Origin of the sequence: Pinibacter aurantiacus, from assembly GCF_019130065.1 — a bacterium.
Classification (GTDB): Bacteria; Bacteroidota; Bacteroidia; order Chitinophagales; family Chitinophagaceae; genus Pinibacter; species Pinibacter aurantiacus.
The window spans coordinates 335011-352751 of record NZ_JAHSPG010000018.1 but is presented as its reverse complement, the minus strand read 5'-3'; the positions used below and the strand labels follow the sequence as shown (position 1 = coordinate 352751).

Annotated in this window: 12 protein-coding genes; 7 read left to right on the top strand and 5 right to left on the bottom strand. The window is 42.1% G+C overall.

Annotation, left to right across the window (positions count from 1 at the left end; all coding sequences use genetic code 11):
• Positions 1 to 116 precede the first annotated feature (116 nt).
• The 5 genes from KTO63_RS25070 to KTO63_RS25050 all read right to left on the bottom strand — a co-directional run bounded on the left by KTO63_RS25070 (position 117) and on the right by KTO63_RS25050 (position 8416).
• A complete protein-coding gene (locus KTO63_RS25070; RefSeq protein ID WP_217794858.1) occupies positions 117 to 1112 on the bottom strand; it encodes a family 43 glycosylhydrolase in 996 nt (331 codons plus the stop codon).
• Positions 1113 to 1277: 165 nt separating this feature from the next.
• Positions 1278 to 2420: a hypothetical protein gene (locus KTO63_RS25065; RefSeq protein WP_217794856.1), complete on the bottom strand. Its 1143-nt coding sequence runs from the start codon at positions 2418 to 2420 to the stop codon at positions 1278 to 1280.
• A 31-nt stretch (positions 2421 to 2451) separates the two neighbouring features.
• Positions 2452 to 3174, bottom strand: coding sequence for a DUF3823 domain-containing protein (locus KTO63_RS25060; RefSeq protein WP_217794854.1), 723 nt, complete (start codon positions 3172 to 3174; stop codon positions 2452 to 2454).
• Between the two features lie 127 nt (positions 3175 to 3301).
• Entirely contained in the window at positions 3302 to 5164 is a 1863-nt protein-coding gene (locus KTO63_RS25055; protein ID WP_217794852.1) for a RagB/SusD family nutrient uptake outer membrane protein, read from the bottom strand.
• 18 nt (positions 5165 to 5182) lie between these two features.
• On the bottom strand, positions 5183 to 8416 hold the full coding sequence (locus tag KTO63_RS25050; protein WP_217794850.1) for a SusC/RagA family TonB-linked outer membrane protein: 3234 nt from the start codon (positions 8414 to 8416) through the stop codon (positions 5183 to 5185).
• Positions 8417 to 9146: 730 nt separating this feature from the next.
• Between KTO63_RS25050 and KTO63_RS25045 the strand changes: the two genes are divergently transcribed.
• The 7 genes from KTO63_RS25045 to KTO63_RS25015 all read left to right on the top strand — a co-directional run bounded on the left by KTO63_RS25045 (position 9147) and on the right by KTO63_RS25015 (position 17312).
• Positions 9147 to 10121 (top strand): ligand-binding sensor domain-containing protein, encoded by a 975-nt coding sequence (locus KTO63_RS25045; RefSeq protein ID WP_217794848.1) that lies wholly within the window; start codon positions 9147 to 9149, stop codon positions 10119 to 10121.
• A gap of 366 nt (positions 10122 to 10487) precedes the next feature.
• Positions 10488 to 11447 (top strand): AAA family ATPase, encoded by a 960-nt coding sequence (locus KTO63_RS25040; protein WP_217794846.1) that lies wholly within the window; start codon positions 10488 to 10490, stop codon positions 11445 to 11447.
• Between the two features lie 144 nt (positions 11448 to 11591).
• Complete coding sequence (locus KTO63_RS25035) at positions 11592 to 12545, top strand: DUF58 domain-containing protein (protein ID WP_217794844.1); 954 nt, start codon at positions 11592 to 11594, stop codon at positions 12543 to 12545.
• 156 nt (positions 12546 to 12701) lie between these two features.
• The gene (locus KTO63_RS25030) at positions 12702 to 13172 is read left to right on the top strand and encodes a DUF4381 domain-containing protein (RefSeq protein ID WP_217794842.1); all 471 of its coding nucleotides are present in this window, start codon (positions 12702 to 12704) and stop codon (positions 13170 to 13172) included.
• A gap of 53 nt (positions 13173 to 13225) precedes the next feature.
• The gene (locus tag KTO63_RS25025) at positions 13226 to 14209 is read left to right on the top strand and encodes a VWA domain-containing protein (protein WP_217794839.1); all 984 of its coding nucleotides are present in this window, start codon (positions 13226 to 13228) and stop codon (positions 14207 to 14209) included.
• Complete coding sequence (locus KTO63_RS25020) at positions 14206 to 15966, top strand: VWA domain-containing protein (RefSeq protein ID WP_217794837.1); 1761 nt, start codon at positions 14206 to 14208, stop codon at positions 15964 to 15966. Before KTO63_RS25025 ends, KTO63_RS25020 begins: the two co-directional genes overlap by 4 nt.
• Entirely contained in the window at positions 15960 to 17312 is a 1353-nt protein-coding gene (locus KTO63_RS25015) for a BatD family protein (protein ID WP_217794835.1), read from the top strand. Before KTO63_RS25020 ends, KTO63_RS25015 begins: the two co-directional genes overlap by 7 nt.
• Positions 17313 to 17741: the final 429 nt, after the last annotated feature.

The window sequence follows — 17741 nt, the reverse complement described above, 5'->3', positions numbered from 1 at the left end:
ATAATTAAGAATTAATAGGGTGCGTCACTAATTATTGTATGCGGCATTTTTTTGTGGGCAACAGGGCGAATGCAATTCGCCCCTACCATTTTCAATTTTCAATTTTCCACTTTCAATTATTTACTGCTTACTTCTTTCTTCTCTTCAATCACGCCCATCGTTTGTTGTACTTTTTTAATCGTGCCGTCTTCATTATAGAATAATTTGTCAACACAAATTGATCTCAGCCAATCGTGATGTGACAATGCGCTATTATGATAGAACGCATACCATTGACCTTTGTATTCTACGATGGAACCATGGTTGGTATAGCTATCAGTTGGATCCATATAGATGCCCTGGGATTTCCATGGACCTAATGGACTTGAACTTGTTGCGTAACGCATTTGATTGTGTTTGCCATCTTTATCATGGTTATCTGAGTAAGACAGATAGTACACTCCATTGCGTTTGTGCACCCATGATGCTTCGTGAAAATCTTCAAGGCCTTCCATTTTTTGCAATTGCCCGTCGATTTCCATCATGTTGTCTTTCAATTTTCCACCCATGCATTTGCCACCACCACCGTGATAGAAGTAAGCCTGGCCGTCGTCATCAACAAACACGCAAGGATCGATCAAAGATTCAATGCCTTGAATATAACCTTGTACTTTAAAATCTTTTGCAGGATATTTACTTGTAGCCACGCCTATCTTCCACGTGTTGTTCCATTCAGTGCCGCTTGGGTGCGGGAAATAGAAATAGTAAGTACCATTTTTGTAAGCGCAATCAGGCGCCCACATAAAGCCACCTTCTTTTCTGCCCCATGACACCTGGCTGGATTCAAGTATCTGTCCTTCGTCGCGCCAGTGTACCATGTCGTTTGTTGAGTAAACATGGTATTTGTCCATCAGGTCGCAACCGCGCGGTGGTGACACATCGTGTGACGGATACACATACAATCTACCATCTTTCCATACGTGTGCAGAAGGATCAGCAGTGTAGATATCGCGAACAATGGGATTACCATTGGGAGTGGTCGTGTTCTTTTTTTGTGCACTGCAAGAGGTTAATGCAGCTATGCTTACAAGAGCAGGTACGGCAATTAATTTACTAAAACTTCTAAGCTTCATTATCGTTTTTGTTTTTTGAATTAATAATTAATAATTAATAATTAACAGGGCTACATTCTTTAGTGAACGCAAACATCCGCTAAGCATATGAGATGCCAACTTTACGAACCAAGTGCTGCACCTATTAATTCTTAATTATTAATTATTAATTCTGGTTGTTCCTGACTATTTTTCTATGAATCGAAAATCATCCACTCTCAAATCAAGATCTGAACTATGTGGTTTGCTTTTTGCCCACAGATATACACGGAAGAAATTTGGCTTACTAAGGTCGAGGGGATCGCTGCCGTTCTCGTTTCCTTTGGAAAGTTCAAGTTTCAGTTCGTTCCATCCGCTTTTCAAATTAGGAATGATCTGATCAAGGTTCCAGTTCATTTCAGCTTTATCAGATTGTCCTGAACTTGTCAGCTCTATTTGTCCGTCGTTATTTTTAAGTTCATTTACATCACTTACATAGAACCAGAATCTGAATATACCGTTGGCTCTTGTAAGACCCGGATTTATTGATTCTGGTCTTCTGAAAATGAAGTGCATGTAATCTTCTGTTTTTACGATTGTTGCTTTCAGGGAAGCAGCACCTTCTTTCTTGTTTGATTTATCAATTTGTCCGGTACCACCAGCCATTTCCCAATTATCTGTTTGATCGCAGTTTGCAAATTGCACGTTAATTGGCGGACGTTTTCTAAATCTCAGGTAATCAACTTTGATCGTGTAGTCAGCAGCACGTGGCTGTTTTGACCAGAAGTATATGCGGAAGAAATTAACCGCGGAAAGGTCAATGTCCCCACCGGATGATTGTGAAGTATTCAAATTTAACATCACTTCGTTCCATCCATTTTTCAGCGAACCAGCTATTGAACCAAAGTCCCAGTAAGCTTCATTCTGATCTGATTTACCAGAGCTTGAAATTTCGATCTGACCATCACCTCTCAGCTGACTTGCGTCGGAAACATAGAGCCAGAAAACAAACTGACACTCTTCCTTGCTCAATTTTGGATTCACTGCAGTAGGGCGTCTTTTGATGAAATGTTGGTAGCCATCATTGTCACCAGCTTTAATCACTGAAGACAAACAAGCGGCACCTTCTTTTTTGGCAGCATTATCTATCTGTCCGTTACCGCCGGAAATTTCCCAGTCGGTGGTTTCGTCAGCAGGATCGAACATTACGAGTGTCGGATCCGGCGGAGTTGAGTCAACAGGCGTTGGCTTCAACTTGCTTGTATCTCTTGAAGTAAAAGAATCTTTCTTACATCCTGCAATACATACTCCAAGTACGGATGCTATAAGTATTAGTCTTGAGAATTTCATTTTAAATGATTTTATGGTTTGCATCGTTACATTACTTACCCGGAACCGTTATTTTGATAACGTTGGATAAGTTTGAACTTTTATCATTGTTATCAAATTTCACCCCTACTCTTACGTAGAAAATACGACCAGGGATGAGGTTGCTAACAATGATCTCTCCGTTTTTATCGGCGTCGTTAAAGTCTGCCCAATCTTTATTTACAGCAATTTTGTTGAGGTCGGAGAAATCATAGATAGAAGCTCCGGGGCCAACAATTTGTGTTGTGTTAAGATAAGGTTGCACTTCCAAAATCTTTGGTATGCCTGCAACAGGAGCGTCAAGAGAGTATGTAAGCCTAAGCGTTGTACTGTCTGTCATCTCTGCATTAAAGTCGCTGATAGTTAAATACGGAGTCAGTTTGAAATCGTGAACAGTTCCAGAACTGATGTCCATTTCTTCTGGTGCAACCGGCCAGAATGCGCCGCCATGAATAGATACACGGTAGTGACCAGAGAATATTTTAGTATTCTGATAAGAACCGTCATACTTAACCGGAATGTCCTGTGGAGCAGGTGTGCTATCCCAGCTTAGTTGCTCAAGCCTGATGGAGAAATTTCCAGAACAGGTTTGCACATTGTTTTTTGAACCGTCCTCAATAACGTTTCCTGTCAGCGATGCATCAGGTCCTGTGTAGGTGTCCATTTTCACACAAGAAGAAGCAAAGAACAACAAGGAAACTCCAAGGCTCAATATTTTAAATGATTTCAATTTCATAATTCACTGTTTAAAAAATTAAGTCAAAAGTAAAAAGTCAAAAGTCAAAAAAAGGGCTGCGTGATAATGTTAGGCTCTTTTGTGCATCGACCATTTTTTACTTTTTACTTTTGAATTTTTACTTTGATTAGTAGCCTGGGTTATTTGGATACAAGTTTGGATTTGTTGCAAGTTCGCCGCCTGGTATTTGCTCATAGTAGAACTTCTTATCGAAATAATAGTTCCTGTTGAAAAGCTCAAGCTCTTTCAGGAATATGTATTTGTTTTCAGATTCTACATAGTAAGGCATCAAACCATGGAAGTGAGTGTTGTTCAACAACTGATCTGCAATTCTCCATCTTTTAATATCCCACCAGTAGTGGTTTTCAAAAGCAAGCTCTTTCGCTCTTTCATTGCGATAAGTTGCTACAGTCATGTCTGCTGCTGTTGCCAGTGAAGCGCCCGCTCTGTCTCTCAGGTCGTTGATGCATTTTAATGCATCAGCAGTTTGATTCAATTCGATATCAGCTTCTGCACGGTTCAGCAAGACTTCTGCATAGCGCAACTCGATCCACGGAGTGGTGCTGGTGAACAGGTTAACTGCTGAAATGCCTTTTGTTGGATCAATGTATTTGCGAACATAGAAACCTGTACGTGTATTGTTATCGTTACCAAATGCCGGAGGATACATACCTGCTTTACCAATGATCAATCTGCCATTGCGCAAAGTTGTGTGATCACCGGAAAGAATGAAGCTACGTGTACCTGTTGGTTTTGCCACTTCATCCGCAGCAGTGCCGGAGAATGAAGGATAGATACCAGCCTGTACGTCGAATGGAACGCCTCTCAACACATCACCAGGGAAATATACTGTACCTCTTAAGCGTGGCTCGAGACCTTGTGCCATTTCAGCCTGAGAGTTGTAACGTCTTGGTGTACCATCTGCATTTGTTACAAAGTCGAATGAATCGAAATGCTGTACAAACTCAAGTGTAGGATAAGTTCTTGACAAACCACCTGCTGTCATGTAGTTCATATCACTGTTTGGTGAGTATGTTGCATCGAAGCTGTGGTTTCTTTCAGGCTCACCTGCAAAGAAAGATCTGATAAGAATGTTCTCAGGACTTTTTGAATCAAGGAAGATGTTCACATAGTTCTCAGTTTTATCACCTTTCGCTCTGTACAATGAGTAGTGACCTTCCAGTGTTTTCGCAGCGTCAATAGCTTTTTGATAGTAGCCCGCAGCTTTGTCTGCAGATATACCAACAAGACCCTGTGAGCGAGCATCGCCGTCTACGAATGTTTGTGAACCGTAGCGTGCAATACTTCCAGCATATACCATTGCTCTTGATTTAAGCGCCATTGCCACATATTTATTCGCTCTTTCCGCAACGCTCGTTTCGCCACACATTTGATAAGCTGTGTCCAAATCTTCTCCAATAAAGTTCCATACTTCTTCTTCTGTATTACGTGGCACCTGCAGTTCCTCTATCGTTTGCTCAGGATAATTTTGCACGTATTTGATGATTGGAATACCACCGTATCTTTTTGCCAACGCAAAGTAATAGTATGCACGGAGGAAGTGTGCTTCACCCATCAAACTTGTTACTTTATCGGCTGTGAAATTCTTCGCGTAAGTTGGAAGTGTTTCGATGAAATAGTTCACATCGCGAATGTCCTTATATGGCCAGTAGCCGAAACCACCGGCAATATCAACACCGCCGTAAGGTCCTACCATTTCACCATCTGCAGCTGCTTCGCAATAGAAGTGTTCCCACTCGTGGTGCAGGTTAAAGCCTACGTTGCCCACACCGTCGTTACGGCCATCAGGGCGATAGGTAAAATCTTCAATTGGTAATTTTCTGTAAACCTGTGCCAGGTAGGCATTGATACCGGCTTCGCTGCCGAATATCTGATCATCCGTTAAGATATCAACAGGTGGTATGTCAAGCTTCTGACAAGAAGCCAACATTAAACATCCTGCTACTATAGTTAGAAATCGTTTCTTCATAATGTAATGTTCAATAGTTTAGAAAGTAATTGTACCACCTACGTTAAATGTTCTGTTCAGCGGGTATTTGTAACCACCCAATGCCTGATCGAAAGAAGCATCAGGGAATGAACCCGGGTGCTCAGGATCAACACCATCATCAAGACCTGTAATGGTAAACAGGTTGTAAGCGTTCGCATAAATGCGGCAATTTTTTACACGCACTTTGTCCATCCATCTGTGTGGCAATGAATAACCAAGTTCAATAGTTTTCAAGCGCACATAAGATGCATTGATGATACCTTTTGTTGAACGTTGAATATTACCGTAAGGATAACCCATTGAAGGATATTTACCAGCAACCCACTGTGTATTTGGATCATACACGTTGTCATCAGGATTTACAGTGTGCCAGCTGTCAAGGAATTTTGTCAATGCACTTCTGCCGTACATCAAAGGCTCACCCAATTGCTCACCGTATGATGTCCAAACGCCTGCAGCGCCAGCAAACAATGCTGTGAAATCAAATCCTTTGTAGTTTGCACCAATAGTAAGACCGTAGTTGATCAAAGGCAAATCCTGTATTGCAATAGGATGATAGTCGTCGCCGTTGATCACACCATCACCATTCCAGTCCTGCATGTAGTAGTCACCAGGCAACACGGTGTTATTACCACCACCATTGTTAATTTTTGAATTGTATATCTGATCGTATGAAGTGTATTGTCCTGCATAATCGGTACCCCATACAAGGCCTGTAAAGCGGTCAGCTTCACCGTATCTCCATTGTTGATATTGGTTACCGCGCGCTGGTTGTATTTTATGCAGCCATTGTGTGCGCTCGAAAGAAGCATTACCTGAAACTGTAAGACCCAACTTACCAAATCTCTCCTTATAAGTAAGTATACCTTCTATACCTTGTGTTCTTCTTGAATTAAGGTTTTCCTGTGGCATTTTGGCACCAGTTGTTCCAGGCAATTGAGATCCTCTTGTATCCAGCAAGCCACCCTGATCTCTTCTGAAAACATCAACCGTACCATCTAATTTACCTTTCAACAATGTGAAGTCCAAACCAATATTAGTCATGTAGTTTGTGTACCATGTAAGGTCCGGGTTGGTTAACCCACGACTTTGTGCACCCGTTACAAACTGACCGCCCATCATGTAACCCAACACTTTTTTATCGGCAGGGTCAACTGTAGGGTAAGCATAACCAGAAATGTATTGGAAATAAGCTGCAGCGTCTGAGGTACCGACTTCAGCGTACGATCCCCTGATCTTTAAACTGCTGATGATATCGGGAGAAATAAGGTTTTTGAAAAATTCTTCTTCACTGATTCTATAACCGAGTGACACACCAGGGAAAAAGCCCCACTGTTTACCACCTGGTTTAAACATGTTTGAAGCATCTTCTCTGAAGCTGAACTCAGCCATATATTTTCCTCTATAGTCGTAGTTAACTCTGCCCACAAAACTTCTTGTTGCATACTCGCTTACACCATTTGCCTGTGTACCGCCCTGCTCGCCTGTACCGGATACACCACCAAAAAGATAAGGTACCGGAATTGGCATGTTACGCTGCGCATAAATGTTGTCTGCTTTAGTGTGACCTTCTTCGTAAACAAACAAGCCACTTACGTTATGCGCACCGGCAAATGAATTGGCATATGTCAGTGAAAATTGTCCCAAAGTTTGCAAGCCGTTTGCATAAGCACGGTTCAGTGTACCAACGCTCTGGCCGTTTGCACTTACAGTTGAAGCTTTATATGTGCTATCGTCTGCATTGTAAGCATACAGGTTATACATTTTTGAATAAGCTGTATTGTCGTTGATCGTATAACCGTAGTTGTACAATCCTTTTGCTTTCAGGCCCTTCACCCATGGAATGTCCCACTCCAGCGCACCTTGTGCCTGCAGGTTTTTAGAAGTAAATTTCTTGTAACCAACTTTTGATGCATCCACAACCGCTACCGGGTTTACGTTGTCCGGCATTACGTTGAGGTAGTCCGGATTGTTGTTTGCATAAATCTGGTTAATAGGCACCTGGTTCCATGCATATTTGAAAATGGTCCACAGGTCCTGGTAAGGTGCATTCTTTTTATCAGCCACACCAGAAAGTAACATGCTTGCTCTTAAATTATTCGTGATCTTCACGTTTACGTTAGAGCGAAGGTTCCATCTCTCATAGTTAAGGCTGTTTGTTTGCAACAGACCGCTTTGTTTCATGTAACCAAGGCTGATGAAAGTATTTACTTTATCATTACCACCGGATACGTTGATGTTGTGCTGCACCTGCGGAGATACTTTTGTGAAAGCCGCACTTGGCCAGTCAGCACCTTTAAATGTGCCGTTCATCCATGGCAAAATGTTCTCGTAAGTATAAGAAGGCGGTGCATTGGATATGAAGTTGTTACCAAAATCACGTTTTGTTTTTTCGTTGGTAAGCATCATGTAGTCAACCGGACCTACTGCTTCTGGCATACCAAGGAACTGTTGCCAGCCCTGGTTGAATGAGTAGTTGATGTCGAACTTACCATCTTTGCCCGCTCCTTTTTTAGTAGTAACAAGGATAACACCGTTACCACCGTTTACACCGTAAACTGCAGCAGCCGCATCTTTCAATACAGATACGCTTTCGATTTCGTTTGGATCCATTCTTTCGAATCCGCCACGAGGCACACCGTCGATAACGATCAAAGGTGCTCCACCGTAACCACGGATATCGAATGAGTTTTCGTAAGCGCCCGGCTCAGCGGTTCTTTGTGTCATACGCAAACCGGGAATTTTACCGGTCAGCATGTTCACAACGTTCTCGTTTTTGGTTGTAACAAGTTCTGCCGCTTTTAAGGTAGATACCGCTCCGGTTACCGTTACTTTCTTTTGCGTACCGTAACCAACCACCACCACATCATTCATGGTAGATGCAGATAGCTGCGATGCCAGCGATACATTTACCGCGTTGGCATTTCTAACCACATATTCGTAAGGACTGTAGCCTACCGAAGATATGACCAGTGTATCACCCTGTTTAATCGGTAGAGAGAAATTACCGTTGGCGTCTGTAGCCACGCCTTTATTTGAGTGTTTTAGTTTAACGCTTGCTCCCTGGATGGCCTCTCCTTTGTCGCCTGTAATCTTTCCCTTTACAGGAGTCTGTGCCTGGGCAAGCACTGAGCAGAAAAGAGTCAACACGACTGCAGCGGGCTTTATGTACCGACTTGCTCGCCAGTCATGATACGAACGGTTAAAATTCGTAAAAAGCAGTTTTTTCATACTTCAAGCTTTTTGGTTTAATAAAAATTAAGAGTTTAAATAATTAAGGTTGCAATAGCACATCTGCCATTGTTCTGGTGAATGCTTAGATATCCTGAAAAAATTTAATTGATTGAAAAGTTGATGCAGATAATTACCCCGTATAAAATACAATACAGGGGGTTTAAGGCTAGGCATTTTGCCTGGAAGTGAATATTTCATTGACAAGCTTTTATTTAACAAAAGACAATGCAAGAAACATTCAGAAGGTTAACTTCAGGTATATCCAAGAGATTAATTTGGAAATTAATCCTCAATTTTTATCCAAAAAAGGATTAATTAATGGTTTAATTAATCGATAATTTCCCAATTATGGACTTTTAACTGAGCTATTAGCTTGTAAATCACCTTCTTTCCGCAAACAATCTTTCCAAATTAATTGTGTTAATTAATCTGTTGCTTTTAAATTTCTGGGCAAATATTGTCGTTTTAAGGTTTAATTGTTGTTAATAAGGACAATAATATCCGGGTACATATTACATTTCTTCAAGAAAAAGACCCGCTTTTTTCCAAGTCATACCCCATATTTATGCCTCTTTTTGTTTCCAAACTTTAACAGATTACGACTGATTTTCGTTCCTCCCGGGATCATTCCCAACCTTCCGATATCTTATAAAAAAAATTCCTAATCCGAGAAAACGATTTTAAACAAAAAATTGTCAGACACGAAGACCTTAAAAAAACACCTTGAATGAAAAAAATTGTTTATCTGTTTTTGCTGATTTCGCTTTGTGTAGGATGCAAGAAAACAGACATGCAGGAAGAGCCCCAGGGGCAAAAAGATGATTGGGTAATTTACAATACCAGCAACTCGGGTTTACCCGACAACCAGATCAACGCCATTGCCGTAGATAAAAACAACATCGCATGGGCCGGTACTCCAAAAGGGCTTGCTTATCTTGAAAATGGCTCCTGGAAATTTTTCGACACTTCTAATTCACCACTTCCTTCCTCCTTTATCAGAGCCGTTGCTGTTGAAGAAGTTAATATTATATGGATCGGCACCGACAAAGGTGTGGCCAGGTATGACAATGGCAACTGGCAGGTTTTTACCTCTGACAACAGTCCCTTCTCCAACAATGCGGTGATGTGCATAACCTATAACAAGGTAAACAAAACCGTATGGGTGGGTTTTGAAGGCGGCGAACTTGCAAGCATTTCGGCACAAACAAGCTGGAAGGTTATCGATGCAGGAAGCGATCTTGTACTTTCCATGAGTGCAGACCAAAATGGAGACCTGTGGGTAGGCACATTTAACAGCTTCGCTTTTACGGGCACCATCAAAAAATGGCAAAACAACAAATGGACATCTTTCCGCTTGCCTGAAATGGGATATCCGTCAGCGTTTCCTTATGCGCTAACGGTAGATAATAATAATAATGTGCTTGCCGCGCTCTCGGGCACTTCCGTTAAGAATGTGATCCGTCAAAAAAACAGCCGGTGGGAAGAAATGGCCACTCCTGAAAACGCCGGTGGTTTCAAAACATTGATCTGCGAAAATGATGTGACCTGGGTAGGTGGTAACTATTTATATAAACTGGAAAACGAACACCACTTTCCACTCGCCATTCCCGGAGCTAACTCTGGCATCCTCTCCATGACCGCTGACACGAAAGGCAAAAAATGGCTCGGCACTTTGTATAGTGGCGTGGTTACGTATGAATGAGCACACAGATGACACTGATTTAATTGATTTGCACTGATTCTTGTTGGAGAGTCTTTTTAACCGCGAAGAACACTAAGGTGGCGCAAAGGAAGCAGAGAAGAAAACTCCTCTTCGCTTCCTTTGCGTTTTTTGTTGCAGACTTTATTAGAGTAACGCTGCTTTGTGTTCTTTGCGGTAAAAAAGTCGACCTAATTGCGAGGTCAAAAAAAAATCAGCGTTAATCAGTCCAATCAGCGTCATCTGCGTGCTAACTTCTCTCAACTATTTCAAACTAATGTTGTTATAAAACTATGTAGCTGCCTCACAGAATGATAAAAACTTAATTCTCAACTGAATGGGCAGTTACGATTTGTAAAAACATTGCCTATGTCAGCATTAGAACAGGTAACAGCATTACGCTCACGCATACACGCATCTATTATTGGACAAGATGATGTAGTAAACAAGATAATTATCGGACTACTTACAGATGGCAACGTGTTGCTGGAAGGCTTGCCTGGCCTGGCAAAGACAAGAGCTGTAAAAAGTCTCGCCAGAAACCTCGATTGCAAGCTGAGCCGCATTCAGTTCACTCCCGACCTTCTTCCATCGGACATTACCGGAACAGAAATTTACCAGCCACAAGCAGAAGAAAAGTTTGTATTTCAGGCAGGGCCCATATTCAGCAACCTCATTCTTGCTGACGAAATAAACCGTGCACCGGCCAAAGTGCAGGCCGCACTGCTCGAAGCTATGGAAGAAAGACAAGTTTCTGTAGCAGGAAAAACGCACAAGATGGAACCACTATTCATGGTACTTGCTACACAAAACCCGGTAGAACAGGAAGGCACCTATCCCTTGCCGGAAGCGCAACTCGACCGCTTCATTATGAAGATTGAGATCACGTATCCCGACAGCGATAACGAAACAAAAATCATGCGGCTGGTGCGTGAAGAATCAAAAGGTAGCGCAGTACAGGAAGACACCATACCACAAACTGTAATCTTCGATGCAAGAAAAGAAATCAGCAATGTGCAGGTAAAAGAAGCTGCGGAAAAATATATTGTTGACATCATCACGGCATCACGTTATCCCGGCCAGTTTAATAAGGATATAGAAAGATGGGTGAGCTATGGCGCAAGTCCACGCGGCACCATAAGCCTGGATAAATGCGCAAGAGCAGTTGCATGGCTCGATGGCAGAGACTATGTAACACCCGATGACATACGTTTCATTGTGAAGGATGTTCTCCGCCATCGACTCATCCTCAGTTACGAAGCCAACGCCGACGGCGTCAACGCCAACAAAGTAATTGATGAACTGCTCAAAGCAGTGTCAGTCACCTAACAACATGCGCTATGCCATGGTTCGTGTCTTCACGAACCACAAACTGGCTCAACGGATGGTTCGTGAAGACACGAACCACGGCAACAGCACAATCGGGAATTTCTAATTCCTAATTCCTAATTTCTAATTTCTAATTCCTAATTAATGTTTGGTCTTAAAAAAAATAAACAAACCACTTATCCTCCTGAAGTCGTCACCAACCTGCAGGACCTCATGCGGTACGAATACCTTGTGCAGGCAAAGAATTTGCTTCCATCCCATCCTATTTACTCAATACTTGCCGGAAGACATGCCTCCAAGCTACGCGGCCGTGGGCTTGACTTTGAAGAGGTTCGTCAATATGTTGCAGGAGATGACGTGAGAAATATCGACTGGCGCGTAACAGCAAGAACAGGTTTAACGCACACTAAAATATTCAATGAAGAAAAAGAAAGACCAACGTTTACCATACTCGATCAGTGCAGTTATATGTTTTTTGGATCGCAACGTTTTGTGAAATCAGTTACCGCAGCACATGCAGCGGCATTGGGCGCATTCTACACCATTAAGCGCGGCGACCGAGTGGGTGGATTAATTTTCAACGAAGATTCTTACGATCACATCGCGCCAAAAAGAAGTAAAGCGCTCGTGCAACATTTTCTTCAATTGATCGTAAGCAAGAACAAATTATTGCCGGAAAGAAAAACAATAAAACCAGATGTTACAAGGCTGAATGAAATGCTGCGAAGAACGCATTCCATTGTTACGCATGATTATGTAGTGGAAGTGATCAGCGATTTCACCTACATCAATGATGAAACGCGGCACTTGTTAAAAAGCCTTAGCTATCACAACGATGTCATCGTGATACATATTTATGACGCCCTTGACGAAGCATTGCCTGATGGCAAATTGATACTGGGCGATGGGAAGCGACAAATCAACTGGCAAAACAATAGAAAAAACTGGGGTAAGAAATACAGCGAAGATTTTCAAAACATGCAAAGCCATTTGATCAATGAAATGAGGCACTACAGAATACCCGTGGTTTTCTTTAATACAACACAAACCGTGGAAGATCAAATCATGGATGTGCTTGGAAAAAAATTAAACCCGTAGAGACGCGTTGAACGCCTCTCCGTTGCGCTGAAACAACGTCATTTCAAAAAACGCAACCACATGCCATTTTGGATGCACCGTGATGATGATACAGAGACGCATTCAATGTGTCTCTACCAGCTGCGAAAAATGAAACAATAAACAAATCAGACCACAATGGATGAAACACAATTTGGACAACTGATAGAACCGGCACCGGTAAAATTCACTTACAGCACACCTGGATGGTACGTGCTGGGAGCATTGCTGTTGCTGCTTCTTATCGTCGTGCTCTGGTTGCTGATAAGACATTACATAAGAAACAGCTATCGCCGTGAAGCAATAAAAAGCTTGCAGCAAATTGAAACCATGTATGCGGCAAGCAATAATTACACTGATCTCGTTTACGAAACAAATATGCTTGCAAAACGTGTTGCCATGTCAAGATATGGAAGGCATCCAGTTGCAGGTTTACGCGGCGAAGAATGGATCAACTACATGAATTCGAAATGGCGCAAAAAATCATTCAATGCGAACGATGCATCGTTGCTTGCAAACAACCTGTATACATTTTCACCACTTCCTTCGGAACAAGCATCATTGTTTGTAAGCAAAACGAAAGACTGGATAAGGAAACACAGAAAATGAAGACATGTACACCGTACACAACACAAGGTTTTCAACTAACGTAAAAGCCAAACATGCACTTTGAAATAGCATATAAGTGGGTCATTTTTTTACTACCGTTGCCGCTGCTGTTGTACTGGCTGCTACCTGCCATGCGCAGGCGGAGGGCTTCATTGATAGCGCCTTTCTTTGAGCGTGCAGCAACAGTTTCCGGACAGCGTCCAAAAAGAAACGCATGGATTTCCAGAAGAAATATACTGGGCTGGATATCTCTGTTTTTGTGCTGGATATGTTTACTGGGCGCCGCATCATCACCACGTTATGTTGGCCAACCTGCTAAGAAAACAAAAACAGTAAGAAGCTTTTTGATAGCCGCCGATATTTCGTTCAGTATGGCCCAAACAGATTGGGTAATGGATGGTAAAAGAATGACGCGATGGCAAGCCGTTAAGTATGTAATGAAGGATTTTATTAAAGAAAGAAAAAGCGACCAGATCGGACTAGTAATGTTTGGCACACATGCTTACCTGCAAGCACCACTAACCACAGATCTTGAAACAATCAACTGGCTGCTGGACGAAACTGAGGTGGGCATGGCCGGACAAATGACAAGCATTGGTGAGGCAATCGCATTCAGCATAAAAGTTTTTAAAGAAGATACGGTTAAACAAAAGGTAATGCTTTTGCTGACCGACGGCATTGATGCAGGAAAAGAAATTCTTCCCTTGGACGCCGCGCAGGCAGCGAGAAAAGATTCCATCACTATTTATACACTCGGCATCGGACAGGCGAAAGGCAGTGGCGGTTACGATCTGGATGAAAAAACCTTGAGAGATATTGCTTATGTAACCGGGGGAAAATATTTCAACGCAATGAACGAAGGGCAAATGAAGCAGGTGTATGCTGAGCTCAATAAAATGCAACCTGTGGAGTACGAAGAAGAAAGTTATAAACCGGTCACGCTTTTATATATGTACCCGTTGGCAGCGGCGATTGGACTTGGTTTGCTGTTTCATTTTTTAAATGGCATCATAAATCTTTTCAGAAGACGTGCATGAACATTGAAGAAAAAATAGAAGAGCTAAAGAGTATCATCAAGGGCATTGACTGGACACAATTTCATTTTTTGCGTCCAAAGGCTTTGTATTTGTTTTTCGCGTTGGCAGTTATTGTTTTGCTGTTGATCATTGGCAATAAAGAAAGAAAGAAATGGAAGACAATCATCGCCGCTCCGCTGAGAAAATACATGTTCACTAAAAGCAGCCCTTGGGCAATTATATTGCCTCTACTCCTGTTTATTGTTGGGACTTCATTGGGCATTATTGGCCTGGCAGGCCCTACATGGAAAAAGAAACAAATTCCCGGAGAAAAGATACAGGCCGTGGTTTTGATAGCACTTGACCTTTCACAATCGATGCTGGCAAAAGACATTGAACCAAGCAGATTGGAAAGAGCGAAGTTTAAGATATCAGACTTTGTTGACGCCAACCCAAGGGCCAGAGCAGGTTTGGTGGCATTTGCCGGAACGGCGCATCCTGTTCTTCCATTTACAAGTGATTACAAGATCATCAAGCATCACGCACAAAGCCTTGCCAACAGAGAGATGCCCGTCCAGGGAACAAACATGCACATACTGCTCGAAATTGTAGATACGATGATGCAAAGGATCTTTGCACCCAGCACCATTTTGTTAATGACAGATGCCATTAGTTCTGATGACGCCATACAGCTGAGCAATTATATAAATGCAAGTGTTCATCACCTCGAGATACTTTTACTCTCAACACCAAACGGGGCGCCGGTTCCGGGGCATGCGTCTGTTACTTCAAAACAGGATCCAACAGTGCTTGCCAATCTTCAGCAAAATGAAAAAATCAACATCACACCAATCACGCTTGATAAATCTGATGTAGAAGGCATTGCAAAAAGAATAAGCGACAAACTCATTTTTGAAAAAGACAAAAAGGAAGATGAAAAAGACTGGGACGATATGGGATGGTTGCTCATTTTACCAGTACTTGTGATTGCCGCTTTCTGGTTCAGAAAAGGTTGGGTAATACAATGGTGCTGGCTTCCATTAGCATGTTTGTTGCTTACATCCTGCGGGTTAAAAAGTAAACATCCTGATTGGTGGTACACAAAAGATTACCAGGGCCAGTTGTATGCTGATGCGAAAGATTATGCTGATGCTGCAGAAAGATTTGACGACAACTCGCAAAAAGCCGTCGCCTATTTTAAAGCTGGTGATTATCAAACGGCGGCTGAGCTTTTTGACATGGACAGCTCCGCCAGTGGTCAATACAATCGCGGCCTCGCACTTGCTAAAATGGGGCGCTACGAAGAGGCGGAAACAATTTTTGAAAAAGCTGCAGCGCTTGACCCATCACTTAGGGACAAGGCCAACAGCAGCATCGCCAAAGCAAAGCACGAAAAAATGAAAGTGGATTCGCTGGTAAAATTTGACCCAAATAAAAAAACAAAACAAGTAGCAGAGAACAAAAAGAAAGCGAAGAAAGATCCATTGAAAGAACGTAAAGCGCAATCCGATGATGAACAGCTTTCATCTGATACACAGGTAAAGAATCTTCCAAAATTTGGCAATCGCGTAACGGATGAAGTACAGAGCAATGTGCACAAATACAAGGAAGCAACTTTTCCACCTAAAGATTTCAAGATGCAAAAACCCGAATCTACTTCTGAGAGAATTTTGATGCAAAAAACAAATGCCGATCCCGGCGAGTTTCTTCACAGAAGATTTGAGATTCAAAAAATGCGCTATTATAAAAATGTAAAACCGGAAAAAGAATCTTGGTAAAAAATATCGCCATATTCATTTTGCTTTGCTTCACTTGCATGCGTTCTAACGCCCAGGATTGCTTTGCACGCATAGAACTGAACAAGCGCAGTGTATACGTGCAGGAACCATTTCGTGTAACCATACGTGTGCTTACCAAAACATGGTACACCGCTCCGCTCGATTTCGACAATATTCAGATACCAAGTGCATTTATTCTTCCGTTTGACAGAACGCAATCGGGTATGTTTCCTGTGGGAGACAAACAATATGCAGGACTTGAATTTTATTTTATCGTCTTCCCTTATAAAGCCGGCACTTTTACCATTCCTCCTATTCATATTGTGGCTACTACTCCACCAGAAGGAAGTGCTGAAAGCAAAAAAGTAACATTAACAACGGCTCCGCAAAAGATCGTTGTAAAAGATGTTCCTGCAAGTCTTAAAACAGACAATTGGTTTGTAGCGAAAGGCGTAAACATTTCTGAACGCTGGAACAAATCACTTCGTAATTTAAAAGTCGGCGATGTTATTGTAAGAACCATTACCATAGATGCGAAGGGTACACTTCCCCAGTTCATTCCTGAAGTGGCAAAGGAAAAACCAGACTGGGCGAGCATTTATCCTGACGATGCAGAACTGGAGGATACCCGTGATGAAAACGATGCGAATGGCAGACGAATAGAAAGCATCACATACTTATTGGAGAAAGCAGGCGACTTTAAAATTCCTCCTATCAAGGTTACGTGGTGGAATCCCAATAATAGTCGCAAATATGAAAAGTCTACTACATCGTTAAGTATACACATCAAAGAGAACCCGAATCTTGGCATTCTTACTACTTTAAAAGACAGTTTAAAAACTACACAGAAAATAACAAAGCCGCCGGAAAAGAAAAAGGGGCCGTATTTAATTTACGGCATTCCATGGTATTGGTTCAGCCTGTATGCATTGGTGGCCCTTGCTGTGTTGTACGTTCTTGTGCGGATGACAATAAGTCTTGTACGATGGCTCATACAAAAACGCCGCCATTACTTAAACAGCGAACAACACTGGTTCAACAGATTTATGCACAGTGCAAACAATTCCGATAAAGTCATCAATGGTTTGTACCAATGGTGGGACAGATCAGGCATTGCCAACAAATCTGCCTCTGCTGTGGAAACACTTACAAAAGACAAAGAGACCGCAATAACAAACGAAATTACCAATATTTATCGCGAAGTATATAAGGGTGAAAATGCATCAGCAACGACCATTGAACAAAAGCAACTCAAATCTGCCGTAAAAAAATACAGAAGGAAAAAGAAGTTGTCGAATGATCAATTAGCGGACAAGATTTCTGACAATCAAAAGCTTTGGCAATAACTGAATAACTGATTAACTGAATAACTGAAGAGTTGAGTGAATGAGTCAGCGAAGAAAGCTGCATCGTCATTGCGAGGCCTGCGGACCATGAATGCCTACATCATTAAAACAAACGTAGCAAACCGAGAAGCGGCCGAAGCAATCTCGCGGCTCGCAGGAAGATTGCTTCGGCCGCTTGTTTTCTGTTCATCTTTCAGTAACAGTTCAGTAATCTTTCTCTGCTGGTCTCACAATGACGATGCTGCGTTGTTGTTTTCTCGTAAGTATCGCAAGGCAGGAACTGCTTCAATAATCCAATGATTCAATCACTCAACGCTGAGTTATTCAGTTATTCAGTTATTCAGTCATTCAGTTATTAAATTTCTTCCATCAGTAAAAAGTACCATTACCCCCTTCAATAGTGCCTTAAAATACAAAAGCTGTTAGGTA